This window comes from Flavobacterium phragmitis (assembly GCF_900112575.1).
GTDB classification, from domain to species: Bacteria; Bacteroidota; Bacteroidia; order Flavobacteriales; family Flavobacteriaceae; genus Flavobacterium; species Flavobacterium phragmitis.
Map to the genome: position 1 here is coordinate 230733 of NZ_FOMH01000001.1, position 23301 is coordinate 254033.

Genomic DNA, 23301 nt, shown 5'->3' on the forward strand with positions numbered 1-23301 from the left:
TTCACGTGGAACATTGTTTTAGTTTTCAGTCACAGTTCTCAGTCTCAATCCGAACTTTCAGTACTCAGTTCTACTGAAACTGAAAACTGCCACTGCTAACTTTTTTATCTTCCCATATAAATCAAAAGCACGGAAATATCACTTGGTGATACTCCGCTAATTCTCGAAGCTTGAGAAATGGTTACAGGACGAATCTTGCTTAATTTCTGTTTTGCTTCAATAGACATTGACTTGATTTTGTTATAATCAAAATTGTCTGGAATTTTTACTTCTTCCAAACGATTCAACTTATCTGCATTATTTCTTTCTTTTTCGATATAACCAGAATATTTCACCTGAATTACGGCTTGCTCAACAATTTCTTCATCCAAATCATTCTCTTCGATGTAAGCCGAAACTTTTTCAAATTTCAACATATCTTCTAATTCAATCTGTGGACGAGAGAAAATCTTAAACATTTTATCTCCTTGTGAAATCGGTGCAGATTCTTTCGCTTCCAAAATCGGGTTTGTTTCTGCGATCGTAACACTTGTTTCTTTGAAGAATTGAACCATCTTTTCAGACTCGTTCAATTTCTTTTCCATTCTTCTTAAACGCTCTTCAGAAGCTAAACCAATTTCATATGACATTGGAGTCAATCTGAAATCGGCATTATCTTGACGCAACAATGTTCTATATTCTGCTCTTGATGTAAACATACGATATGGTTCTTCCGTTCCTTTCGTAATTAAGTCATCAATTAAAACTCCGATGTAAGCTTCATCACGTTTTAAAATCAACGGATCTTTTTCGTGCACTTTCAAGTGTGCATTTATTCCAGCCATCAAACCTTGAGAAGCTGCTTCTTCATATCCTGTTGTTCCGTTAATCTGTCCAGCGAAATACAAACCTTCCACTAACTTTGTTTCCAAAGTATGTTTCAATTGCGTTGGAGGAAAGAAATCATATTCGATTGCATAACCAGGTCTAAAGAATTTTACATTTTCAAAACCTGCTACCGAACGAAGCGCTTTGAATTGAATATCTTCAGGAAGTGAAGTTGAAAATCCGTTTACGTAAACTTCACATGTATTCCATCCTTCAGGCTCCACAAATAATTGATGGCGTTCTTTGTCTGCAAAACGATTAATCTTATCTTCAATTGATGGACAGTATCTTGGTCCTAAACTTTTGATTCTTCCATTGAACATTGGAGAGCGATCAAAACCTTCTCTCAAAATATCGTGAACATCCAAAGACGTATACGTCATATAACAAGAACGCTGATGCGTTAACGGAGAAGTCACATCTGAATAAGAAAACTTATCTGGCTTTGCATCTCCCTTTTCTTCGTTCATTTTAGAATAATCTAAAGAACGTCCATCCACTCGAGGTGGCGTTCCTGTTTTCATTCTTCCAGCTTCAAAACCTGCTTTAATCAAATCTTCGGTAATTCCGGTCGCAGCACTTTCTCCTGCTCTACCACCTCCGAATTGTTTTTCTCCAATATGAATCAAACCATTCAAAAAAGTACCATTTGTCAAAACCACAGATTTGGAACGAATCTCAACTCCAAGTGAAGTTCTAATTCCTTTTATCTTTCCGCCTTCAATTATCAACCCTTTTACCATCTCTTGATAAAAATCAAGATTTGGAGTTGCTTCCAACATCATTCTCCATTCTTCTGCAAAACGCATTCTGTCACTTTGAACTCTCGGCGACCACATTGCCGGTCCTTTCGATTTATTCAACATCTTGAACTGAATTGCAGTTCGATCAGAAACAATTCCTGAATATCCTCCAAGTGCATCAATCTCACGAACAATTTGTCCTTTTGCAATTCCACCCATCGCAGGATTACAAGACATCTGCGCAATGTTTTGCAAACTCATTGTAACCAATAAAGTTTTCGATCCCAAATTTGCAGCCGCAGCTGCAGCTTCAGAACCAGCATGGCCTGCACCAACCACAATAACATCGTATTCTTCTAAAAACATTTTGTTTTATTATTCTCCAAAAACCGCTAACGCGGTTTCTAGAATTACTTTTATATTTTTCTTGTTCCACGTGGAACGTATAATTCTTTTTATTTCAGGTTTCACATTTCAAGTTCAAACTAGAATCTTCAAACTAGAATCTTCAAACTAGAATCTTCAAACTAGAATCTTCAAACTAGAATCTTCAAACTAGAAGCTTCGAAAATGTTTCACGTGAAACATTTCAAAAACTTCCATTCTAAACTTCCATTCTAAACTTCCATTCTAAACTTCCATTCTAAACTTCCATTCTAAACTTCAAAGACCATTTCAAAATCATGTTCCACGTGAAACATCCTATTTCTTTTCTTTTAAATTCAAACTTAAAAAATCGTTCCACGTGGAACGATTTAATTTATTATTCAAAATTTTTATTCTAACGTTCCACGTGGAACGTTGTTATTTTTACCTATAATCTCTAAATATGTTTCACGTGGAACGTTGTAACAAATCAAAACTTAAAAACGTTTCACGTGGAACATCTCTATAATAAAAAGAAATTTAATTACTGTTCCACGTGAAACATCTTCATCTTCTCCTCTTCCTTAGCTCTCATTAATTGAGCATCTTCATCAGTCTTATCTTTATATCCACAGTAATGTAGTATACCATGAGACAGCACTCTTTTAAGTTCTTCGGCAAATGAAACATTGAAGTCTTTTGCATTGTCTGCAACACGTTCTACAGAAACAAAAATATCGCCATTTAACTCGTTACCAACTGTATAATCAAAACTGATAATATCAGTAAGAGTATCATGATCTAGATATTCAACGTTGATTTTATGAAGATATTCATCATCACAAAATATATAATTGATCTCTCCTTCATTCTTGTTTTCAGAAACAATTACAGCACTAAGCCAGTCACTAAAAGCCTGCTCGTCTCCTAGAGTAAAATCTGTTTCGTAATTAAAATTTATCATTTTGTATTAAAGTATTCTTGAACTTTTTGATTAAAATTCGAGCGCAAAGGTAGTGATTGTCTGTTTAATATCTCCACACTGTTTAAATATTCCAATAGTGAACTTGGTAAAGCATTTGAACGATTCGTAAATTCAGCCTTATTTGTTTCAGATTGTCTTTGTGTATCCTGACCTTGTTGCTGAACTGCATTGTTTAATTTCCATAATTCTTGCTGGATATTTAGAATGCGTTGTAAGTTCTCATTCTTAAAACCTTTATTTAAAATCTGCTTTTCAGATTGTTTCATCTGATCAATAATAGATCTGCCTTGAGCATCTAAACCTTTCTTCGCTAACTCTTTTTGAAGTGCTTCACGAAGCTTAACTTGCTCTTTGTATATTTCCATTATTGCTTCTGCATCGCCTTCTCCATCTTCTCCTTCATTACCATTCTTCTCTCCTTTTCCACTTTTTCCATCTTTACCAGAAGAACCTTTATCTCCACTTTTGTTACCTTGTCCTTCCTTTCCTTGTCCATCTTTACCCTGACCGTTTTGTCCTTGTCCAGACTTTCCATCTTTACCTTCACCAGGTTTGTCTCCCGGTTGTTGTCCAGGTTTCATTCCTTCTTTCATTTTATCTGCAAGACCTTTTTGTTTCTGAATAATATCTGGTAACTGCATTCCTTGTCCGTCTCCTGGTTTAGGTTTTCCAGCTCCCGGTTTAGGCATAGACATCTGCATGTTGTTCAATAAATCACTTAAAAAATCGGCTAACTTATTTGCTGATGAAACTGCATATTGCTGGTGTGAAACTCCTCTTGGAATCTGAACATCGGTCAAGGTTTCTATAGCTTTGTCCATGTTGTATTGCACGTTTCCTATTTCCTTAGTAACGTCTTCAGCAACCTTTGGATTACGTAATGAAAGTGCAAACAAACTATCATCTACATGTCGGAACTGCTGTTTCAAGTTCTGCTGAATCTTGATATTTTTTGTGAATGTAGAAGAACCTAGTTTCATTGCTTTGAACTGTTTCATCACATCTTCTTGCGATAAAGAATAAGCTAAAAGATTATCTAGAATCTGACGAAGCATTGCTACATCTTCCTCTAATTGTTCTTGTTCTCCACCTTCCATTTCGCTCTGCATTTCCTGAGCCATAGACTTCATTTTCTTTGCAGCACTTTTCTGTTTTGGTTTAGCTCCAGAAGTATTCTTTTTACTTAATTCCTCAGAAGCTTTATTCAAATCATTGTCTACATCTTTCTCTTTAGAAGCATCAGATGGAATATCTAAAGGCTTCTTTAAAGTCTTATTTTCTTCCTTCAAATCTTTTAAATCTTCCTGAATCTTATCAAAAGATTTATTGATTTCATCCTGCTTCTCTTTAGTATTTTCTTTCTCTTTATTAGATAACTGTTCCTGTTGTTCTGACAGTTTGTTTAGTTTCTCTGCAACTTGTTCTGCTTTCTTTGAAACATAAAAACGTTTGGTTAGCTCAACCAATTGTTCTAAATTACGAGATTGGTTTTTACTTATTTGTTTGAACTTTTCCATCTTATCAAACAGTTCTTCACTGTTTAATTTATCGTTTAAGTTCTTTAATTCGTCTAATAATTTCTGATTTTTTTCTAAATCTTTCTGGGCATTATCTAAACGCTTTTGTAAATCTTCAGCTGTTTTATCTTTCTTATCATCTTTAAACTTGTCCAAATTCTGATTCATTTTTTCAGAAAACTGTTTCATCATTTCATCTTGTTGTTTCTGACGTTTTATAAAATCATTGATCTTCTGTTGATCTTTAAACTCTAAATTATCTTTTTCTTTTCCCGTATTTTGAAGCTTATCCATTTCTGAAATCTGCTTCGTTTGGTTCTTCAAAGATTTAGATAAACTATTAATGTTTTGATTTTGCTGCTGTAATTCCTGATCCTGAATTTCATCTGTTGTAGCTACACGATCTGAAAATGTAGAAGACTTTGTAGACTTAAATCCGTGTGGTGCATCGTTATCGAAAACTTCAAAATAGTACTCGTATGAAACTCCTTCTTCTACTGGAAGATTGCTTGGAAAATTAAAAACAAACTGATCAAATACTCCAGACTTCACAGGAATATTTCCACGCTTAGCAGACTGTGGTTTGTTACGTTCATAGTATACAATTTGTAATTTCGAAAGTCCGTAATCGTCACCCAATCTTCCAAGAATATAGTTCTTATCTAGCTTCAAACTGTCTGGTGCAGGACCTACATTGATGGTTGGAAACTGATCTTTGATTACAGATAGCTGATAATCTAGTTTTTCGTAGTTTTTCACCTTATCATTAGACGTAAGAATCTGATATTCTGTATTTTGATTAATATTTTTAGCCAATTTAAACTCATTTTCTGCCTTATTGAACTTAAATACTTCATTATCTCTTTTCCATACTACTTCTTGTGTAGATTTGGTATTCATTTTCCAGGTTACAGTTGTTCCTTCTGGTACAATAGCGTTTCCAGTTCCTTGAATCGTCTCTGATTTTTTCTTCAGATAAGAAGGAAAATTTAAAACCATTTCGAAGTTTGCAATGGATGGAACTGTGATTACTTTCAATTCATATTCTTCTGAAACTACATTATTTCCTTCAAAAGAAAAGGGAACATTTTCAACAGGTTTTTCAATTTTAAATTCAAACTTTCCAGGTTGAGAAGATTCCATAAAATAACTTTCATCACCAATATGAATCATGACATTTTCTGGAACTACATTTCCAACAGATTCCATTTTGATCACAAAATCTTTGTTTTGTTCTGCTTGTAAATTAGAATTCAAAACCACAAATTTGAAAGGAGCAGGTGGTAAAAATGCAGAATTGAAATGCACTACTCTATTCAAACTTTGAGAAATTATATTGCTATTTCCAGAAATATAAAACACAGCAAAAAGCAAAATTGGCACTAAAGCCAATGGTAAATATTTTTTATTCGCTTTAAAATTGATTGCATTTCCAAAAGGAATTGGTTGCAAAGAATTAGCCTTTTGTTCTATCGAAGCCAAAACTAATTCTGAACTTTCAGCATTATTTTCAGATGACAATTGCAAAAAGTTAGTCAGTTTATCACTCACTTCTGTGAAATGATTTCCAATGATTTTTGAAGCTTGAGTATAATCAATTCCCTTTTGAAGTTTGAATAACTTAAATAATGGAAACAGAATTAAACGTACCAAAAGGAAAACTTCAACTGCAATAAATAACCAAAATAGAAACGTTCTTCCTATAGGTTTTAGCCAAAGAAAATACTCTACAAAAAGCGTAAATAGAAAATACAATAAACCAAAACCGGTAAAAAGTAATATCCCTTTTATCAGTTCGTTGGTATAATATTTCTTAATGAAAGCTTCTAACTTTTGATATATAGCAGATGATGTTTTCAAAATAAATCTGTTTTAATTATAACCTATAAAAGTAGTAATTATAAAGATTCAAATTCTAAAAAATTAAATTCCAAATTCCAAGGATTCACCTAGTTTGGAATTTGGAATTTTTAAAAATTTGAATTTATTGAAAGTCGTATCTTTGCAACAAAATTTTAAACAAATGTCAAAGCAAGTTCGTGTGCGTTTTGCACCAAGTCCGACTGGACCGTTACATATTGGCGGAGTTCGTACTGCCCTATTTAATTATTTATTTGCAAAGAAACATAACGGTGTTTTTTATCTGAGAATTGAAGATACAGATCAAACTCGTTTTGTTCCAGGTGCAGAGGCTTACATTATGGAAGCTCTTGAATGGTTAGGAATTGCTCCTGAAGAAACGGTTGGAAAAAATGAAAAATTTGGTCCATACAGACAAAGCGAACGTAAAGATTTATACCAACAATATGCAGATCAGTTGATAAATTCTGGTTGGGCATATTATGCTTTTGATACTCCTGAAGCTTTGGATGCACATAGAAAACAACACGAAGCTGAAGGAAAAACATTTATTTACAATCATCACAATCGTGAAAAATTAGATACTTCTTTGGTAATTTCTGCAGAAGAAACGGCTAAAAGAATTGCAAATGGAGAACATTATGTAATCCGTTTTAAAACTCCGGTTGATGAAACTTTACATTTAAAAGATATCATTCGTGGTGATGTTAAGTTTGAAACTAATCTTTTGGATGATAAAGTTCTTTTCAAAAGTGACGGAATGCCAACGTACCATTTAGCCAATATTGTAGATGATCATTTGATGGAAACTTCACATGTAATTCGTGGTGAAGAATGGTTACCATCGATGCCACTTCACGTTTTATTATACAAAGCATTTGGTTGGGAAGCTCCGGAATTTGCTCATTTACCTTTGATTTTGAAACCAGTTGGAAATGGTAAATTATCAAAAAGAGATGGAGACAAAATGGGATTCCCTGTATTTCCTTTAGAATGGAAAACCGAAGAAGGAATTTCATCTGGTTATAGAGAAAAAGGATTTTTCCCGGAAGCAGTTGTAAACTTCCTTGCTTTATTAGGATGGAATGACGGAACTGATAAAGAATTATTTTCTTTAGAAGAATTAGCAGAAGCTTTTGACTTAAACAGAGTTCACAAAGCTGGGGCTAAATTTGATCCAGAGAAAAACAAATGGTTCAACCATCAATATTTAGTAAAACAAAATGATGCAGATTTGGCCAAAACCTTCTCTCCTATTTTAGAGAAAAAAGGCTTCTCGACTCCGCTCGAAGTGACAACTCGTATTGTTTCACTTGTAAAAGAAAGAGCAAACTTTGTTTCAGAATTTTGGGATCTGACAGATTTCTTTTTCCAAGCTCCAACTGCTTATGATGAAAAAGCAAGTAAAAACTGGAAAGAAGAAACTCCAACTTTAATGCAGGAACTGATTTCTGTTTTAGAAAATATTGAAGATTTTACTTCTGCAAATATTGAAGCAATCGTAAAAGATTGGTTAACTAAAAACGAAATCGGAATGGGTAAAGTAATGCAACCTTTCCGTTTAAGTTTGGTTGGAGCTCTTAAAGGTCCTCACCTATTTGATATTGTTGAAATCATTGGAAAAGAAGAAACAATTTCTAGAATTCAAAAAGCGATTGAAACTTTATAATTAAAATTTCATTTAAAAATAGAAACGCTAAGTAACATCAAAAAAATGTTCTTAGCGTTTTTTTAATGTTTGATAATTCCTTTTTAGAAGAATTTTCGTAATTTACCAGAATCATAAATATAAATTACATAACCATGAGTACAGCATTTATTATCTTTTTAGTATTGGCATTCTTCATTTTCATGTCATCTTTCTTTACTGTAAAACAGCAATCGTCTGTTATTATCGAACGATTTGGAAAATTTCAGAGTGTTAGAAATTCAGGATTACAACTTAAAATTCCGATGGTTGATAGATTGGCCGGAAGAGTAAATCTTAAAATTCAGCAATTGGATGTTATCATTGAAACTAAAACAAGAGACAACGTTTTCATCAAAATGAAAGTTTCAGTTCAGTTCAAAGTGATTCAAGATAAAGTTTACGAAGCATTTTATAAACTAGAATATCCACATGATCAGATTACTTCTTATGTTTTTGATGTAGTTCGTGCTGAAGTTCCGAAACTAAAACTGGATGATGTTTTTGAAAGAAAAGACGATATTGCGGTTGCAGTAAAACGTGAATTGAACGAGGCAATGTCTGCATATGGATATGATATCATCAATACTCTGGTTACCGATATTGACCCAGACATCCAGGTAAAAAATGCAATGAACAGAATCAACGCTGCCGATAGAGAAAAAACGGCTGCAGAATTTGAAGCAGAAAGTTCAAGAATTAGAATCGTTGCCAAAGCAAAAGCTGAAGCTGAAAGTAAACGTTTACAAGGACAAGGTATTGCAGATCAGCGTCGTGAAATTGCAAGAGGTCTTGTAGAAAGTGTTGAAGTTTTAAACAAAGTTGGAATTAATTCTCAAGAAGCTTCTGCCTTAATTGTAGTAACACAACATTACGATACTTTACAATCAATTGGTTCTGATGCAAATTCAAACTTAATTCTTTTACCAAATTCGCCTCAAGCTGGAAGCGACATGTTAAACAATATGGTTGCATCATTTACAGCTTCAAACCAAGTTGGAGAAATGATGAAGAAGAATAATAAAAAAATTGAAAAACCAAAACAAACCCCAAGACAATCTGGTTATGAAGATGACATTCAACCAGACGTTCAACAATAATTTAAAAACAAAAAAGAGGCTTAATCGCCTCTTTTTTTATTTATAAACCAATTGATAATAAATGGTAAAATAGATTGTAAAATTTCTGGAAATGATTTTTTAACATAACCTGTGTAAGAGGAAACAAAACCATTTACAATATTTTGCGGTGTAATGCTTTCCTTAGTTTTCTGAAAACTCAAAACCAATTTCTGATAATTGATCTCTTTTTCTAATTTTAAGACTTCCAGATCTCTGTCGATTTCAGCATAAGAAGAGTATTTTTTCTTTTCCATAAGTCTTAGTCATTAAAAAATATTTCTGAAAATTTCTCTAAAATTGGGCCTTCAACTACTTTATCTTTTACAAAGAAAAGTAAAATGGTAAACAAAAGATAGATCCCTCCTACTGTTAAAAATCCTAAAGCATTACTTTCGAACAAAGAACCAAAAGCATAAGCTGCGGCGAAAGATCCAAAAATTAAAACCATCGTGAAACACAACAAGATCAAAGTGAATTTGAAAATCAAGGTTGTAGATTTCATTGCCACTTTAAATCCCCAAAGTTTATAGTAAGCCAAATGACTGTCAATATAAATCTTAGTTTGATCCTGAATTTTTTCAGTGTTTTCTTTTAACTCTTCAAAAGCCATAATTATAAATTTTTAAAATAAAAAAAGCACAAAACTTTACTATAAAATTAAGCAAGTTATGTGCTTTTAAAAAATTATTATTTCTGAAGTTTCGCGTTCTGTGCTTTCAATTCAGCCAATTTAGTTTCTAAAAAAGTAATTACTTCTTCTGTTTTATGGCTGACATTTGAAAGTAAATCATTCAAAGTTCCATCAAGGTTTTGAGTAGCATTTGTAAATCTTTCACGAAGAACTTCAGAGCTGGCCTCAAAAGAATCTTTGATATTATGCTTTGCATCGTCAATACCCTCTTTGATTTTTGCTCTCGTTTTTGATCCTTTATCCGGAGCAAATAAAATTCCTATTGCTGCACCTGCAGCTGCAGCCGCTAAAATTGCAGCTGCCGTATTTAAGTTCTTAGACATGATTTCACAATTTTTAAATTATTATTAAAGATACTCATTTTTAAAATGATAAAACTTTGATTAATTGTTATTTACTAAAAATTAACAATCTAATTAATACACATAAGCTACAGCTTCGTACTTTCCATCACCTTTTTCAACAATGCTTACGAAAGGATAACCATTTGAAGCCGATTTAGATTTGATTCTCATAGCAGTCTGTTTTTGATTTGCAATTGGAGGCTCACCTTTTGTCCTTGTCGAGACTCCTGTAAAACTAGCTGCTTGTTTCAGTCCAATTGTTTTTTCCTGAGGCAGCACAGTTACCATTTTGAAATCGTCTTTTGAATCTACTACTATTTTATCAGAAATTTTCTGAGTTGTTTTTGTTTGTTTATTCGTAATAGATGAAACAGCATGTTTGCTAATTTTTACTTCTTCTGAACTTCCATTCAATGAATAGTAAATTAAACCATTTTCGTTTTTTATGAAATTAACATCAAGTTGTTCACCATTGTGTTTTGTAATTTGATGTGTTTGAGAAATTGCAACATTTGCAAATAACATCGTTAGCGTAAAATATAAAATTTTCATGATTATTAGATTTAAATTAAAAATGATCAGATTTGAAATTTTAAAACTAAAGCTTCACACAAATTCAATGTTATGGAATTTTGTACATTATGATACAATTTGAAAAATACCTTTTACGCGAAATATTATCAAAGTTACACCACAATAAAAATGAGAACATAAAATTGTCTTTTCAGGAAAACAATTTTGAAAATCTACTGCTATAAAAATTACGAGTTTTTAAAAACAGTAAAATCCAGTTTAGCTTCCGTCACGGCAAATTTTAATTTTTCTTAAATCATCTCTGATTTCTGGTATTGAGTTAAAAATAGCAACTTTATAAACAATTGTATGTTAACAAGCCGTTAAACTGACAAAAATAACAGCTAAAAGTTAAATAAAAGCTCTAAATAAATAATTATTCAAAAAATGAGTTATCTATCAACTAACTTTAAAAAACGTCTTAAAATCGATTTATGACGGTTAAAATCAATATATAAAAACTATTATTTTTATATTTTACATCATTTTTATAAATAATAACTAAAAACTAAATTTTTAGTAAAAATATAATAAAAATCTATAAGTTAAAAATTAAAATCAAAGACTCAAAAAATAACAAAAAACTATAGTTTTAAATTCTATAGTCAGTTTTATAAATAATAACTATAATCTAAATTTTAAATAATAATAATAAAAAAAAATTATAATTATAAAAATTGAAATTAAAAATTTAAAAAAATAAGAAAAAACTTTAATTTAAATTTTTTGAGAAGAAAACTATAACCAAAAAAGAGAAAAATTGAAATAAAGAATTTTAAGGAATGAAAAACAAAAAAAGGTCTTCTCTATTCGACTGTTTTTTATATTAGCTCACAGATAATTTATGAAAGTCAATTATAATTTATAAAATAAATCAAAATTATAAAAATAATAAATTTTATAAATAATAAATACATTTAATTAAATAAATAAATTACATCAATTAAAACTATATTATAAAATTTAATGGGAAAAATTAGGAGTTAAAAAAGACCAAAATTAAAATAAAGCTTATAGATAAACGAAAATTTAAAAAATGAATTCCTTATCCAACATTTTTTTATTTTCCATTAAAATTAATTTATGAAAGCCACTTTTAATATATAAAAATTATAAAATTACTATTTATAATAGTTATTATATATAATAAAAAAAAGCGCTTATAAAAGCGCTTTTCATAAATTAAGTTGATATTATTTCTTCACCATTTCAGAAAGAATTTCAATTTCTCTTTCAGAAGCATTTTTTGGAGGATTTGAATATAATTTCAAAATTTCATCATCAAATTGATTTTTGAAACTTTCACTTTCAATATCTCTTAAATTTAAAAGTGCTTTTGATCTTACATAAGTCGACTCACTTTTTAAAGACATTGAATATAATTTTTTAATATCATCTTCTTCAAAATCAGTTGATTTCCAGTTTGAATATTTCAAAATAAACTGAGAAAACAACAGCGAAGCCTTATTATTGTTGATATTTTTCTTCAAAGAATTCTGTAAAAGTGAAAAAGTAGAGATGTTTTTGATGTTCTCTCCTATTGCACTTTCAATTGCAATTCTTTCAGCTTTAGTTTCAACTTTAAAATATTTGTTGATATCTTTCAAAGAATTATTGATGCTGTTTTCTTCTTTTTTACCTTTTTCTTCCCAAGCATCTTTCAATCCAACAGTCTTGTTAAACACTAATTTTGAAGCAGTTGAGTCTTTATCAACAGTAAAATATCCTAAACGTTGAAACTGAAATTTATCTTCATTTTGAGCTGTTGATAAACTTGGTTCAACATATCCAGTTACAATTTCTAACGAATTTGGATTCACAAAATCTAAGAAATTTTTCTCTTTATAACTGTCCGGCGCTTCATCTGTAAACAAACGATCGTACAAACGAACTTCTGCTTCTAATGCATGTTTGATAGAAACCCAATGTAAGGTTCCCGATACTTTTCTTTGGCTTGCTTCAGTTCCGCTTCCGCTCAAAGAATCAGTATCATAAGTAACATGAATTTCAGTAATATTTCCGTTTTCATCTTTTATAACAGATTCACCTTTAATGATATAAGCATTTTTAAGACGAACTTCTTTTCCTAAAGTCAAACGGAAAAACTTAGCTGGAGCTTCTTCCAAAAAGTCTTCTCTTTCTATGTATAATTCACGAGAAAAAGGCACTTTTCTGAATCCAGCACTTTCATCTTCCTGATTATTTTCAGCTTCCAACCACTCTTCTTTTCCTTCTGGATAATTTGTAATTACCAATTTTACAGGATCTAAAACAGCCATTACACGCGGTGCAATTTTGTTCAAATCTTCACGAATACAGAATTCTAAAACGGATACATTGATCAAATTATCACGTTTTGCAATACCAATTGTGTTAGCAAAATTACGCAAAGAAGCAGCTGTATAACCACGTCTTCTTAATCCAGAAATGGTTGACATTCTTGGATCATCCCAACCGTTAACATGCTTTTCTTTAACTAGTTGCTGTAATTTTCTTTTACTAACAACAGTGTGTGATAAGTTACGTCTTGCAAATTCTCTTTGTTTTGGACGCAGTTTATTTTCGTCAAAAATCTGATCTAAAAACCAATCGTATAATTCACGGTGAGGCAAGAATTCAAGTGTACAAAATGAATGTGAAATTTGCTCTAAATAATCACTTTGACCGTGTGCCCAATCGTACATTGGATAGATTTTCCAAGTATCTCCAGTTCTGTGGTGGTGTTTGTGTAAAATTCTGTACATAATTGGATCACGCATTAACATGTTTGTTGATTTCATGTCAATTTTTGCACGAAGAATATGTGTACCAGCCTCAAATTCACCATTTTTCATTCTTTCGAATAAATCTAAGTTTTCTTCAACAGAACGATTTCTATATGGACTGTCAGTTCCTGGAGTTGTTGGAGTTCCTTTCTGGATTGCCATTTCTTCAGAAGATTGGCTGTCAACATACGCTTTATCTTTTTTAATCAATAAAACTGCCCAATCGTATAATTGCTGGAAATAATCTGATGCATAACATTCTTCAGCCCATTTGTAACCCAGCCATTCTACATCTTTTTTAATAGCATCAACAAATTCTTGTTCTTCTTTTTCAGGGTTTGTATCATCAAAACGTAAATTCACAGGAGATTGATAATCAATTCCTAAACCAAAATTTAACGCAATAGAACTCGCGTGTCCAATGTGTAAATAACCATTTGGTTCTGGTGGAAAACGAAAGCGAAGTTTAGTATTTGAAAGACCTGATTTTACGTCTTCCTCTATGATTTGTTCAATAAAATTGAGTGATTTCTCTTCTGATGCCATTATTTTATAGTAATTTTAGCAAAGATAAAAAAGTTTATAGTTTATAGTTTATGGTTTATGGTTTTCTTTGGAAACTTACTGAAAACATGAAACGTTAAACTCAAAACCTTCAATTAATTTATTTAGTATTTTTGTATAAATATTCAGAATTATGAGACAATTAACTGTTACAATTCCAGACGATTTTTACGAAACTTTTATTAGTTTTTTCAAACATGTTCCAGACGTTTCTATAGATGAAAATGTTGAGAGTGAAATTCCATTATGGCAACAAGAAATGGTTTTAGAACGTATGAAGAATGCTAAGCCAGAGGATTATCTTCCTGTAGAAGATGCCTTAAAAGAGTTAGATAAAAAATGGCTTTAGAAGAAAATTATAAAACCATAATTCTTCAGAGAGCAAAACTAGAAGTAGATGAAACAGCTTTTTATTATGAATCTATAAGAAAAGGCTTGGGCAAATTATTTTATAAAGAGTTTAAAAACTATGCTTTGACGTTAAAAAATATGCCTTTTTTTGAGGAAAAATACAATATTGTCCGTACATTACCTTTAAAGAAATTTCCTTATACCATTCACTTTACAGTTGATGAAATAGAAAAAATTGTTTCTATTCAAGCTGTAACATCCAATTACCAAGATCCAAACACCACAAGAATAAAATTATAAAAAATGGGAGTCATTAAACTTAAAAATATCCGTACTTTTTCGTACCACGGATGTTTAATTGAAGAAGGAAAAATTGGATCTGATTACACAGTAGATCTAAAAATTAAAACCAATTTACAGAAATCAGCCGAAACAGATCATCTTTTAGACACTGTTGACTACGTACATTTGAACAAAATTGTGACGGAAGAAATGGCAATTCGTTCGCATTTATTAGAACATGTAGCCAAAAGAATCAATATTCGAGTACTGGCAGAGATAGAAACGGTAGAAAAAACAACAGTTTGGGTTTCTAAAATAAATCCTCCTATTGGTGGTGATGTTGAGTCAGTTACTATAAAAATGACGGAAATTAGAAAGTAATATTCAAAATTAAAATCGTAAAATTTTAAAATACTTTCTTTGAAACTTTTGAAATTTAAAGATTTTAGTTACTTTTGCCAACCGTTCAAGTAATGGCGTCGTGGCCGAGCGGCTAGGCTGGGCTCTGCAAAAGCTCCTACTCCGGTTCGAATCCGGACGATGACTCAAAAAACTCTAAAGTAATTTAGAGGTTTTTTTATGTATAATTTTTAGAAAAAATTAATTAAAATATATGTTCGAATCCTGACGATGACTCGAAAATCTCTAAAGTAATTTATAGGTTTTTTTATGTATAATTTTTAGAAAAAATTAATTAAAATATATGTTCGAATCCGGACGATGACTCGAAAATCTCTAAAGTAATTTAGAGGTTTTTTTATGTATAATTTTTAGAAAATTTAATTAAAAATATATTGTTTGAATCTGGAGGATTCCTCAAAACCTCTAAAGCAATTTAGAGTTTTTTTTATGGTAAATTTTAGGATTTCATAAGCAAACCCGACAGGTTTTTAAAACCTGTCGGGTTTATATATTTACGTTATAAACACAAAAAAACCTCTGAAATACAGAGGTTTAATTTTATATTCTTAAGTTATTAACAAACTACTTTTCTATCTTTTCAAAGGCATTTTTAACCATTTCTTTTTCTTTTGGAAACCATCCTTGAACCATTAATGCAATTCCAAAAACCATCAGAACAATACTTATTCCTTTTTTAATTTTTAAAATATTAGTTGGTGTCATTTTAGATTTTAATTGTTTGGCTAATAATATTTTAAGACAATCAACTAGTAAGTAAGTAACAATTACAGCTGTAAAAAAGGTCATCATTCTTGGTGTTTTCATTTGTAATTTTGGTCCCACAGAAATAATAACTGCCAGCCAGAAACCCAAAACACCAATGTTAATAACGTTCAATAAAAACCCTTTTACAAATAAACTTCCGTAGTTTCTTTTGATAATATCTCGGTCGATTTCTTCATCATTAATTTTTGCTTCTTTTTTTAATCTCACAAAAGAAATTATACCATAGGCCAGCATTATAATTCCACCAAAAATAAAGAGTGCAGGTTTATCTTTTAAACTGGAAATCAATCTATAACTTCCTAAATAGGCAATTGCTATAAAGAATATATCACCTAAGACTACTCCTAAATCAAAAACAATTGCAGCTCTGAATCCTTTAGTAATACTGGTTTCTAATAGTATAAAAAATACCGGACCTACCATAAAGCTTAGAAAAAGTCCCCATGGCAGTCCAGCCAGAATATCATTTATCATCAAAATACGACTTGTTATTTTACTTCTTCTATTTTACCTCCAAACACTGTTTTCTGATTAATCTGCTTTGGTTTTCCATAAATGTAAATAGAGCCTCCTGCGCTCACTTTTGCATCGACAAGAGTCGAAGCATTAACATCAGCTTTTCCGCCAGCAGAAACGCTTACTTTCGTCTGAGAAGTGGCTAATTTACTTCCAAGGAAGTAACCACCTGCTCCTAAACTTGCATCAAGGTTATCTGCTTTACCAGTTGCAGTGATTTCTCCGCCTGAAACTGAACTTACTTTTAGTTTATCAACATTCAAATCTACATTAATTTTAGCTCCTTCCTGTGCGCTTACTTTAAATGAAGTTGCTTTTATAGCTTCTTTACTTATAACTTCAGCACCTTCGTTGGCATCAATCAATTCAATATGTTTATAATACAAAGTAACTTCTAAATCATTTCCTGATAACAATTTTGGAAAAGGCATTCTTAATTTTAAAATACCGTTCTTATTAACAGCTTCTAATTCTGCTTCTCTTGTTCCTTTTATAACAACCTTATTCTCTGAAGACTGAACTAATTTTACAGTTAATTTATCGTAAACTTTTACGGTATCAAAATCGCCTAATTCTTTGGTAACCTGACCAAAAGATATTTGTACAAATAAAATTGCTACTCCAATTATTAGCTTTTTCATACTTTTATTTTTTAAATTAATACTTTATTCTGCTCGTCGCAAAAAATGAAAATCCAATTGTTTTTTAACCAAATCGGCATTTTTAACTTTCACATAAATTTCGTCTCCTAACTGCAATAAACGATTTGAAGTTGCCCCAACCAATGCATATTGCCTTTCGTCAAAAGTATAATAATCCTCTTTTATTTCTCTGATTCTTACCATTCCTTCGCATTTGTTAGAAACGATTTCAACATAAATTCCCCATTCAGTAACACCAGAAATAACACCAAGGAATTCTTCGTCCTGATGATCCTGCATGTATTTAACCTGCATGTATTTAATACTGTCGCGCTCTGCATTTGTTGCCAAATTTTCCATATTTGAGCAATGCAGACATTTAGTTTCGTAGGTTTCTTCATCTACAGAAGCTCCTCCATCCAGATAATATTGCAGCAAACGGTGTACCATTACGTCTGGATAACGACGAATTGGCGATGTAAAATGGCTATAATAATCAAAAGCTAAACCATAATGGCCAATATTATCTGTCGAATATTTGGCTTTACTCATACTTCTAATAGCAAGAGTATCAATTAGATTTTGCTCTTTTTTGCCATTTACTTCTTCCATTAAAGAATTCAAAGATTTTGCAATATCGCCTTTATTTCTAAAATCAATTTTATAACCAAATTTAGCGATAACGGTCTGCATTGCAATTAGTTTATCTTCATTTGGTTCGTCGTGAATACGGTACACAAAAGTTTTCTTTTGCTTTCCAATGTATTCCGCCACTTTTCTGTTGGCTAAAAGCATAAATTCTTCAATCAAATGATTGGCATCTTTTGAGATTTTAAAATAAACCCCTTCTGGTTCTCCTTCTTCGTTAAGATTAAATTTCACTTCAACTTTATCAAAAGAAATAGCACCTTGTTGCATTCTTTTCTTTCTTAAAATCTTTGCTAATTCATCTAGTTTCAAAGTAGCTTCAACAATTTCATCTGAAACCACATAAGATTCTCCAGTAATAGAAATATCAACTGGAATGGTATTATCTCCTTTTGTTTCAATGATATGTTGTGCTTCTTCGTAAGCAAAACGCTGGTCAGAATAAATTACAGTTCTTCCAAACCATTGATTGATAACCTGAGCTGTTGGAGAAACTTCAAATATTGCAGAGAATGTATATTTTTCCTCATTTGGACGAAGTGAACAAGCAAAGTTAGACAATACTTCTGGAAGCATTGGCACTACTCTATCTACCAAATAAACCGAAGTGGCTCTCTGATACGCTTCATCATCCAAGATTGTTCCTTCTTCCAAGTAATACGAAACATCGGCAATATGGATTCCAATTTCGAAGTTTCCGTTTTCTAACTTTTTGAAAGACAAGGCATCATCAAAATCTTTTGCATCTTTTGGATCTATTGTAAACGTAAGCGTATCACGCATATCACGACGTTTTGCAATCTCAGATTCCTGAATTGAGGTATCTAGTTTTTGTGCAAAAACTTCTACTTCAACAGGAAAATCTGCTGGCAATCCATATTCAGCCAAAATAGCATGAATCTCAGTATTATGTTCTCCAGGTTTTCCTAAAACACGAATTACAGATCCAAACGGACTATCGGCTCTTTTTGGCCAATCTTCAATCTTAACTAAAACAACGTCACCGTTTTCTGCTTCACCAATTTTATCTTTTGGAATAAAAATATCGGTATACATTTTAGGATTTGCAGTAGAAACAAAAGCAAAATTTGGCTGCATATCAATTACACCTACAAACTCTGTTTTATCTCTTTCTATAACTTCAATTACTTCACCTTCAGGTCTTTTTCCTTTTCTTCTGTTATAAACATAAACCTTTACTTTGTCTTTATCTAAAGCTCGATTCAAATTATTGGTCGGAATAAAAACATCTTCTTCAAACTCGTCACAAATAAAATATGCCGTTTTTCTGCTCGTCATATCTATCGTTCCTTCGTAGTAATCCTGACTTACAGCTTTTACTAAGTATTTTCCAGGTTCTGTTTCTACTATTTTCTTCTGAGCTGCCAAAATCTTTAGATCTTTTATAATCTGATTTCTGCTTTTTGTATCATCAAGTTCTAGCTTTGCTCCTATCTGTTTGTAATTGAATGGCTTATTAGCATTTTGCGATAAAATCTTCAAGATTTTCCCAGAGAAATCTTTCTCTTTTTTTATCGGCTTTCTAATTTTCTTACTCATATATCTTTTCTAATAAGGTTTAAAATTACGAATAAGAAATCAGATTACAGATTTTAACAAATAGAATTATTAAAATTATAACTTTTCGTACATTTACAAAAAGACCTAATATGGAAAGCTTTAAAACGATCGCCGTATTCAATTATCTGCACGAAACCGTAGTTCTCAAACACTTACTGGAACAAGAAGGAATCCCTTATTTTTTTGAAAATGAAATGACACTCTCAGTCGTTCCCTTGTACTCGGCTGCACTGGGCGGAATCAAACTCAAAGTCCATCCAAACGATTTCGAAGAAGTCCAGCAAATTCTGGACAATCTCAACAATCCGCTTAAAATCGTTTGAAACAAACTCAAATTAAATTTTCAAAACAACTTCAAATCAGAATAAAATTCAAACTCAAAAAAGAATTTTTTCAATTTCAACTTTTTTAGTTTTCAACATATATTAAATACAACAAAAAAGATTTTTAAAAATTTAAAAAAATTTGGTTGTTATTATAGCTTGTTAATATGTCGAATAAATTTTTTTCTGAAGTCATTGAAATCTCGTTTTACTTATTTATTCTGAGTTATCAACATAGTTATTTTTAGTTAAATTACTTATTTATAAGACTTTTTGTATTTTAATTAACAACGGTTGACAACCAAAAGTGAATTGATTTTGTAAATAAGTTAACATGTTGATAGTTGTTGAAAATGGTATTTTTGATATTGATAACTTTTCCAAAAATTCCCGAAACTTTTCTTGCATATTTAATTCCAGTTTTGGATTAAGTATTTTTCTTAAACAACCAAAAAAAAGTTCTAATTTTCTTTTCGAACTTATTAACATTTTCTGTTAACTTAAAGTTAATTGAATATCAAGCAATTACAAACTGCTATCAACACCTCAAAATTTTAACAAAAATTATGTTTATTATTTATTGATTATGAGATACTTATAGAGTTATTAAAATTGTTAATAACTGATAAGGTTTTGATAGTAAGATAGTTGAGAATAGTTACAAATCTATTAATGAAAACATTTATTTTATATAAAAAGAATAGAGTTCATTTCCTTTGTTAATAACACTTTCTAATCCTTTATTTTTTAGGGTTTCTTCAATGTCCGACGCAGTTTTTGAAGTACCTTTTACTGCTAAATACTTTAAAAACCAATAGGAGTATTCGTTTATAGGATCTATTTCTTCTGTTTTAAACTCTGAAATTTTTTTATTTAGCTTGTTAAATTCAAAGTTATAAGCTAATTCATATAATTTGTACAGTTCTATTTTTTGACTCTTTTTTAAATAATCAATTTCCTTTTTATCTAATGTTATTTTATAATCATTCAGGTATTCTCTGCAGATATTAAAAACTTTCTTTTTTATGTTTTTATCTATCAAAAGAGAAAAGTCATAATATTTTTGAGTAATTTTAATTGTAGTGCTGAAGTTTTTTGCTTTAAAATAGTTTATTAAATCCACAGATAGAAACTCTGTTGATAAGTTGAATTTTTCTATTTCAGATTTTAAATTTGATGTATTTTGATATCCTAAGATGTTATGGATAACTTTACCGTTGGCATCTATAATTAAAATGTTTGGAATGCCGTTTATTCCATATTTAGTAGCTAATTCCCTATTTGAATCTATATCAATTTTTAGTTTTACAAAACCTTGAAGGGTTTCTTGCAATTGTTCATTGTTCCATACATTTTTTTCCATTTCCAAGCAAGGACCACACCAAGTTGCCCAGAAATCAATAATAATAAATCTATTGGTAGTTAATGCCATTTTTTGAGCATCTTCATAGGATGTAAGCCAATTGGCATGACTAATTTGAAAGGTAAAAACTATTAGTGCTATATATTTTTTCATGGTAGAGTTTTTTTTATTTAAATATAAAAAGCAGTATTTATAAAATTATAAAACTGCTTTTTAGTGATTATTTTGATTATTCTTTCATCATGTATGAACTATATTTTGAAACTTCATACAAAGGTATTTTTCCATTCTTTTTTTCAGTATTATCGATAATATATATTACTTTACAATTTTCAAAGGCCTCATATGTACTTCTATATATACCATATTTTTTGAAAAAAGCTATTGATATAATTTGTTTTTCATGCTTTCTTAAATATGATTTTTTTACTAATTTAAAATCTGATTTAATTCCTATTTCTCTCCTATCAGAAGAAGGATAAATAGTATACCAAAATTGTAAATGAACTTTATTTCTTTTCTCAGTAAAGTCTTCAAAATTAAAAGTGTACCACCTGTCGCAGAAATCAATCTTGTTTTTTGGAAAAACTGTTTTTGTTTGAAACTTATCTTTATTAAAATTTACAAAAATTGTATCTAGTGTTCTTATATATGAAATATCTTGACAATAGATTTTACATGTAAAAAGCAGTAATATAAAGTGTATTTTTTTCATATTTTTATCTATCTAATTCTAGTTTTCCACTTCTAACATATTGATTTAATAATGATAATGCATCTGATTCTAGAGGAAAATCTTTTTTAAAACCTTTTGTTTCATCCAATCCGCTTAAACTTATGTATTTATAGTAATCTACCCAATTAAATTCAGTAGATGTCAATGGGTTTTGAGTTGGATGCATAAAATAGAAATATAATCTGCTCTAACTTTTTTTAATAAAATTACTTATTCAGATACATGACAAACATTATTTGAATTGACTTCATACATTTTAACCATTCCTCTTCTCTTTTCAGTAAAATCTATAATATATAATACTTTTGATTGTGTTAAAATTTCGCATATAATATCTTGCGATTTATGTTTTTTTAAAAAATCAATCCCAATCATATCATTTCTATGCTTTTTTTAAAATAATCTATTTACATTTCTTACTTCAGAAACAATATTTTCTTCTTTTTTATACCAATTTTTATATTTTTGATGTTGAAAATATAGGTATCCTTTATCTTTTACTAGAAAATTATATGCTCGCTCATCAAAATTAGTTGGTTGTACTCTAGTTTGTATTGAATACTTTTTTTCGTTTTTGCAACCTTTAAACTTAATGTAAATAGTATCTACTTTTTTTAAGTATTCAAAATCTTGACTAAAGATTGTTTGAGATAATAATATTGTTATTACATATAAGATTTTTTTCATATTTTAAGATTTTATAGAGTTACTTACATAAAAAATACTCATAACATCAGTTAATATCTAATCAAGAATTAATGATAATATGTGCTAAAGATTAGCCACTACTTTTTAGATTTGATAAACTCTGAATTTGGATAATCATTATGTAAATAACTCTAAAATTTTATTTGAGCCACGTTTTACCTCCAATAATATAATTGCTTAGAAAATATAGTTCATCAGAGTCTTTTGGAAAATCTTTTTTAAAACTTTTAGCTTCTTCTAATCCTTTTAAGCTTAAATATTTATAATATTCAACCCAATCCCAAGGGGTTGAAGTTAAAGGAGTTATTGTTGGGTGCATTGTTCTTTGTTGCACTTCATTTCTTCCAACACTGGTAGTTATCAAGTTCCTAATTTCAGAAAGCACTGTTTGCATGGTAGGAACCATTTTATATAAATGTTAATAATTATTCAATAGCATAACATAGATTCATAGAAACCACTCGATACATTTTAATACTTCTGCCTTTTTTTTCCGAAAAATCAATAATGTAAATTATTTTCAATCTGTTAAATATATCACAAGCAATATCTTGATAATCAAATTTTTTTAGCGAATCTATTTTAATAATTTTTTCTTTATTTTTCTTTAAAAAAGATTTCTTTATTATTTTATTTTCGGATATTCTATTCCTGTCAAATTCAAAATAAAAAGAATTGTCATTTTTTTTCTTATAATTAAAGATATAGCTTCTATTTTTGAATCCATTAATTTCTTCTGGATAATCAATTTTTATATTAAATTCTCCTTCTTTGAAGGGAATATATATAGTGTCTAATTTTTTTATGTATTTATAACTCTGCGGATACATATTGTGAACAAGCAACACAAGAGTCAATATATATAAACATTTCATTATATT

Annotated in this window: 23 protein-coding genes and 1 tRNA gene; 7 read left to right on the forward strand and 17 right to left on the reverse strand. The window is 30.2% G+C overall.

From position 1 onward, the window contains the following. Window positions 1-104: 104 nt before the first annotated feature. The 3 genes from mnmG to BM289_RS01025 form a co-directional block, all read right to left on the reverse strand. On the reverse strand, window positions 105-1976 hold the full coding sequence (gene mnmG, locus BM289_RS01015; RefSeq protein ID WP_091490072.1) for a tRNA uridine-5-carboxymethylaminomethyl(34) synthesis enzyme MnmG: 1872 nt from the start codon (window positions 1974-1976) through the stop codon (window positions 105-107). Window positions 1977-2520: 544 nt separating this feature from the next. Next, on the reverse strand, window positions 2521-2940 hold the full coding sequence (gene ybeY, locus BM289_RS01020; RefSeq protein ID WP_091490075.1) for an rRNA maturation RNase YbeY: 420 nt from the start codon (window positions 2938-2940) through the stop codon (window positions 2521-2523). Further along, window positions 2937-6338 (reverse strand): DUF4175 family protein, encoded by a 3402-nt coding sequence (locus BM289_RS01025; RefSeq protein ID WP_091490078.1) that lies wholly within the window; start codon window positions 6336-6338, stop codon window positions 2937-2939. Before BM289_RS01025 ends, ybeY begins: the two co-directional genes overlap by 4 nt. A gap of 163 nt (window positions 6339-6501) precedes the next feature. Between BM289_RS01025 and gltX the strand changes: the two genes are divergently transcribed. After that, window positions 6502-8007, forward strand: coding sequence for a glutamate--tRNA ligase (gene gltX, locus BM289_RS01030; protein WP_091490080.1), 1506 nt, complete (start codon window positions 6502-6504; stop codon window positions 8005-8007). A 134-nt stretch (window positions 8008-8141) separates the two neighbouring features. After that, window positions 8142-9125: an SPFH domain-containing protein gene (locus BM289_RS01035; protein WP_091490083.1), complete on the forward strand. Its 984-nt coding sequence runs from the start codon at window positions 8142-8144 to the stop codon at window positions 9123-9125. A gap of 20 nt (window positions 9126-9145) precedes the next feature. On the opposite strand, the gene BM289_RS01040 is transcribed toward BM289_RS01035, so the two are convergent. The 5 genes from BM289_RS01040 to BM289_RS01060 all read right to left on the reverse strand — a co-directional run bounded on the left by BM289_RS01040 (window position 9146) and on the right by BM289_RS01060 (window position 14065). Next, window positions 9146-9400 carry a DUF6327 family protein gene (locus tag BM289_RS01040; protein ID WP_091490085.1) on the reverse strand — a complete coding sequence of 85 codons (255 nt, stop codon included), beginning with the start codon at window positions 9398-9400 and terminating at the stop codon, window positions 9146-9148. 5 nt (window positions 9401-9405) lie between these two features. Beyond that, complete coding sequence (locus BM289_RS01045) at window positions 9406-9756, reverse strand: competence protein (RefSeq protein ID WP_091490087.1); 351 nt, start codon at window positions 9754-9756, stop codon at window positions 9406-9408. Between the two features lie 77 nt (window positions 9757-9833). Beyond that, a complete protein-coding gene (locus BM289_RS01050) occupies window positions 9834-10160 on the reverse strand; it encodes a YtxH domain-containing protein (protein WP_091490089.1) in 327 nt (108 codons plus the stop codon). A 93-nt stretch (window positions 10161-10253) separates the two neighbouring features. Further along, window positions 10254-10733, reverse strand: a complete 480-nt coding sequence (locus BM289_RS01055) for a hypothetical protein (RefSeq protein ID WP_091490092.1) — start codon at window positions 10731-10733, stop codon at window positions 10254-10256. 1214 nt (window positions 10734-11947) lie between these two features. Then, the gene (locus BM289_RS01060; protein WP_091490094.1) at window positions 11948-14065 is read right to left on the reverse strand and encodes a glutamine--tRNA ligase/YqeY domain fusion protein; all 2118 of its coding nucleotides are present in this window, start codon (window positions 14063-14065) and stop codon (window positions 11948-11950) included. Window positions 14066-14216: 151 nt separating this feature from the next. On the opposite strand from BM289_RS01060, the gene BM289_RS01065 reads away from it, so the two are divergent. From BM289_RS01065 to BM289_RS25370, 4 genes are all read left to right on the forward strand, one after another. Beyond that, window positions 14217-14432, forward strand: a complete 216-nt coding sequence (locus BM289_RS01065) for a hypothetical protein (protein WP_091490097.1) — start codon at window positions 14217-14219, stop codon at window positions 14430-14432. After that, the gene (locus BM289_RS01070) at window positions 14423-14734 is read left to right on the forward strand and encodes a hypothetical protein (protein WP_091490101.1); all 312 of its coding nucleotides are present in this window, start codon (window positions 14423-14425) and stop codon (window positions 14732-14734) included. The genes BM289_RS01065 and BM289_RS01070 overlap by 10 nt, the downstream gene beginning before the upstream one ends. 3 nt (window positions 14735-14737) lie before the next feature. Then, window positions 14738-15097, forward strand: coding sequence for a dihydroneopterin aldolase (gene folB, locus BM289_RS01075; protein WP_057115457.1), 360 nt, complete (start codon window positions 14738-14740; stop codon window positions 15095-15097). A 94-nt stretch (window positions 15098-15191) separates the two neighbouring features. Continuing rightward, a tRNA-Cys gene (locus BM289_RS25370) sits at window positions 15192-15262 on the forward strand. 438 nt (window positions 15263-15700) lie between these two features. Here BM289_RS25370 and BM289_RS01080 read toward each other — a convergent pair. The 3 genes from BM289_RS01080 to rnr are packed head-to-tail and all read right to left on the reverse strand — an operon-like array spanning window position 15701 to window position 19269. Beyond that, the gene (locus BM289_RS01080) at window positions 15701-16378 is read right to left on the reverse strand and encodes a LysE family translocator (RefSeq protein WP_091490104.1); all 678 of its coding nucleotides are present in this window, start codon (window positions 16376-16378) and stop codon (window positions 15701-15703) included. 14 nt (window positions 16379-16392) lie between these two features. Next, window positions 16393-17061 carry a head GIN domain-containing protein gene (locus BM289_RS01085; protein WP_091490107.1) on the reverse strand — a complete coding sequence of 223 codons (669 nt, stop codon included), beginning with the start codon at window positions 17059-17061 and terminating at the stop codon, window positions 16393-16395. A 24-nt stretch (window positions 17062-17085) separates the two neighbouring features. Then, window positions 17086-19269: a ribonuclease R gene (gene rnr / locus BM289_RS01090; RefSeq protein WP_091490109.1), complete on the reverse strand. Its 2184-nt coding sequence runs from the start codon at window positions 19267-19269 to the stop codon at window positions 17086-17088. A 110-nt stretch (window positions 19270-19379) separates the two neighbouring features. Between rnr and BM289_RS01095 the strand changes: the two genes are divergently transcribed. Next, window positions 19380-19613, forward strand: a complete 234-nt coding sequence (locus BM289_RS01095; RefSeq protein ID WP_008465783.1) for a putative signal transducing protein — start codon at window positions 19380-19382, stop codon at window positions 19611-19613. Between the two features lie 682 nt (window positions 19614-20295). Here BM289_RS01095 and BM289_RS01105 read toward each other — a convergent pair. From BM289_RS01105 to BM289_RS01130, 6 genes are all read right to left on the reverse strand, one after another. Beyond that, window positions 20296-21129 (reverse strand): thioredoxin family protein, encoded by an 834-nt coding sequence (locus tag BM289_RS01105; protein WP_091490114.1) that lies wholly within the window; start codon window positions 21127-21129, stop codon window positions 20296-20298. 76 nt (window positions 21130-21205) lie between these two features. Then, on the reverse strand, window positions 21206-21691 hold the full coding sequence (locus tag BM289_RS01110) for a hypothetical protein (RefSeq protein ID WP_091490117.1): 486 nt from the start codon (window positions 21689-21691) through the stop codon (window positions 21206-21208). Between the two features lie 4 nt (window positions 21692-21695). Beyond that, window positions 21696-21878: a hypothetical protein gene (locus BM289_RS01115; protein ID WP_091490119.1), complete on the reverse strand. Its 183-nt coding sequence runs from the start codon at window positions 21876-21878 to the stop codon at window positions 21696-21698. Window positions 21879-22105: 227 nt separating this feature from the next. Continuing rightward, window positions 22106-22399 carry a hypothetical protein gene (locus BM289_RS01120; protein ID WP_091490122.1) on the reverse strand — a complete coding sequence of 98 codons (294 nt, stop codon included), beginning with the start codon at window positions 22397-22399 and terminating at the stop codon, window positions 22106-22108. A 160-nt stretch (window positions 22400-22559) separates the two neighbouring features. Further along, the gene (locus BM289_RS01125; protein WP_143102019.1) at window positions 22560-22814 is read right to left on the reverse strand and encodes a hypothetical protein; all 255 of its coding nucleotides are present in this window, start codon (window positions 22812-22814) and stop codon (window positions 22560-22562) included. A gap of 31 nt (window positions 22815-22845) precedes the next feature. Continuing rightward, a complete protein-coding gene (locus BM289_RS01130; RefSeq protein WP_143102020.1) occupies window positions 22846-23295 on the reverse strand; it encodes a hypothetical protein in 450 nt (149 codons plus the stop codon). Window positions 23296-23301: the final 6 nt, after the last annotated feature.

Excerpts from the sequence above, each read along its gene's own strand:
- mnmG (WP_091490072.1), bottom strand. The coding sequence starts at position 1,976 with ATGTTTTTAGAAGAATACGATGTTATTGTGGTTGGTGCAGGCCATGCT.
- ybeY (WP_091490075.1), bottom strand. The coding sequence starts at position 2,940 with ATGATAAATTTTAATTACGAAACAGATTTTACTCTAGGAGACGAGCAG.
- gltX (WP_091490080.1), top strand. The coding sequence starts at position 6,502 with ATGTCAAAGCAAGTTCGTGTGCGTTTTGCACCAAGTCCGACTGGACCG.
- BM289_RS01035 (WP_091490083.1), top strand. The coding sequence starts at position 8,142 with ATGAGTACAGCATTTATTATCTTTTTAGTATTGGCATTCTTCATTTTC.
- BM289_RS01040 (WP_091490085.1), bottom strand. The coding sequence starts at position 9,400 with ATGGAAAAGAAAAAATACTCTTCTTATGCTGAAATCGACAGAGATCTG.
- BM289_RS01045 (WP_091490087.1), bottom strand. The coding sequence starts at position 9,756 with ATGGCTTTTGAAGAGTTAAAAGAAAACACTGAAAAAATTCAGGATCAA.
- BM289_RS01050 (WP_091490089.1), bottom strand. The coding sequence starts at position 10,160 with ATGTCTAAGAACTTAAATACGGCAGCTGCAATTTTAGCGGCTGCAGCT.
- BM289_RS01055 (WP_091490092.1), bottom strand. The coding sequence starts at position 10,733 with ATGAAAATTTTATATTTTACGCTAACGATGTTATTTGCAAATGTTGCA.
- BM289_RS01060 (WP_091490094.1), bottom strand. The coding sequence starts at position 14,065 with ATGGCATCAGAAGAGAAATCACTCAATTTTATTGAACAAATCATAGAG.
- BM289_RS01065 (WP_091490097.1), top strand. The coding sequence starts at position 14,217 with ATGAGACAATTAACTGTTACAATTCCAGACGATTTTTACGAAACTTTT.
- BM289_RS01070 (WP_091490101.1), top strand. The coding sequence starts at position 14,423 with ATGGCTTTAGAAGAAAATTATAAAACCATAATTCTTCAGAGAGCAAAA.
- folB (WP_057115457.1), top strand. The coding sequence starts at position 14,738 with ATGGGAGTCATTAAACTTAAAAATATCCGTACTTTTTCGTACCACGGA.
- BM289_RS01080 (WP_091490104.1), bottom strand. The coding sequence starts at position 16,378 with ATGATAAATGATATTCTGGCTGGACTGCCATGGGGACTTTTTCTAAGC.
- BM289_RS01085 (WP_091490107.1), bottom strand. The coding sequence starts at position 17,061 with ATGAAAAAGCTAATAATTGGAGTAGCAATTTTATTTGTACAAATATCT.
- rnr (WP_091490109.1), bottom strand. The coding sequence starts at position 19,269 with ATGAGTAAGAAAATTAGAAAGCCGATAAAAAAAGAGAAAGATTTCTCT.
- BM289_RS01095 (WP_008465783.1), top strand. The coding sequence starts at position 19,380 with ATGGAAAGCTTTAAAACGATCGCCGTATTCAATTATCTGCACGAAACC.
- BM289_RS01105 (WP_091490114.1), bottom strand. The coding sequence starts at position 21,129 with ATGAAAAAATATATAGCACTAATAGTTTTTACCTTTCAAATTAGTCAT.
- BM289_RS01110 (WP_091490117.1), bottom strand. The coding sequence starts at position 21,691 with ATGAAAAAAATACACTTTATATTACTGCTTTTTACATGTAAAATCTAT.
- BM289_RS01115 (WP_091490119.1), bottom strand. The coding sequence starts at position 21,878 with ATGCATCCAACTCAAAACCCATTGACATCTACTGAATTTAATTGGGTA.
- BM289_RS01120 (WP_091490122.1), bottom strand. The coding sequence starts at position 22,399 with ATGAAAAAAATCTTATATGTAATAACAATATTATTATCTCAAACAATC.
- BM289_RS01125 (WP_143102019.1), bottom strand. The coding sequence starts at position 22,814 with ATGCAAACAGTGCTTTCTGAAATTAGGAACTTGATAACTACCAGTGTT.
- BM289_RS01130 (WP_143102020.1), bottom strand. The coding sequence starts at position 23,295 with ATGAAATGTTTATATATATTGACTCTTGTGTTGCTTGTTCACAATATG.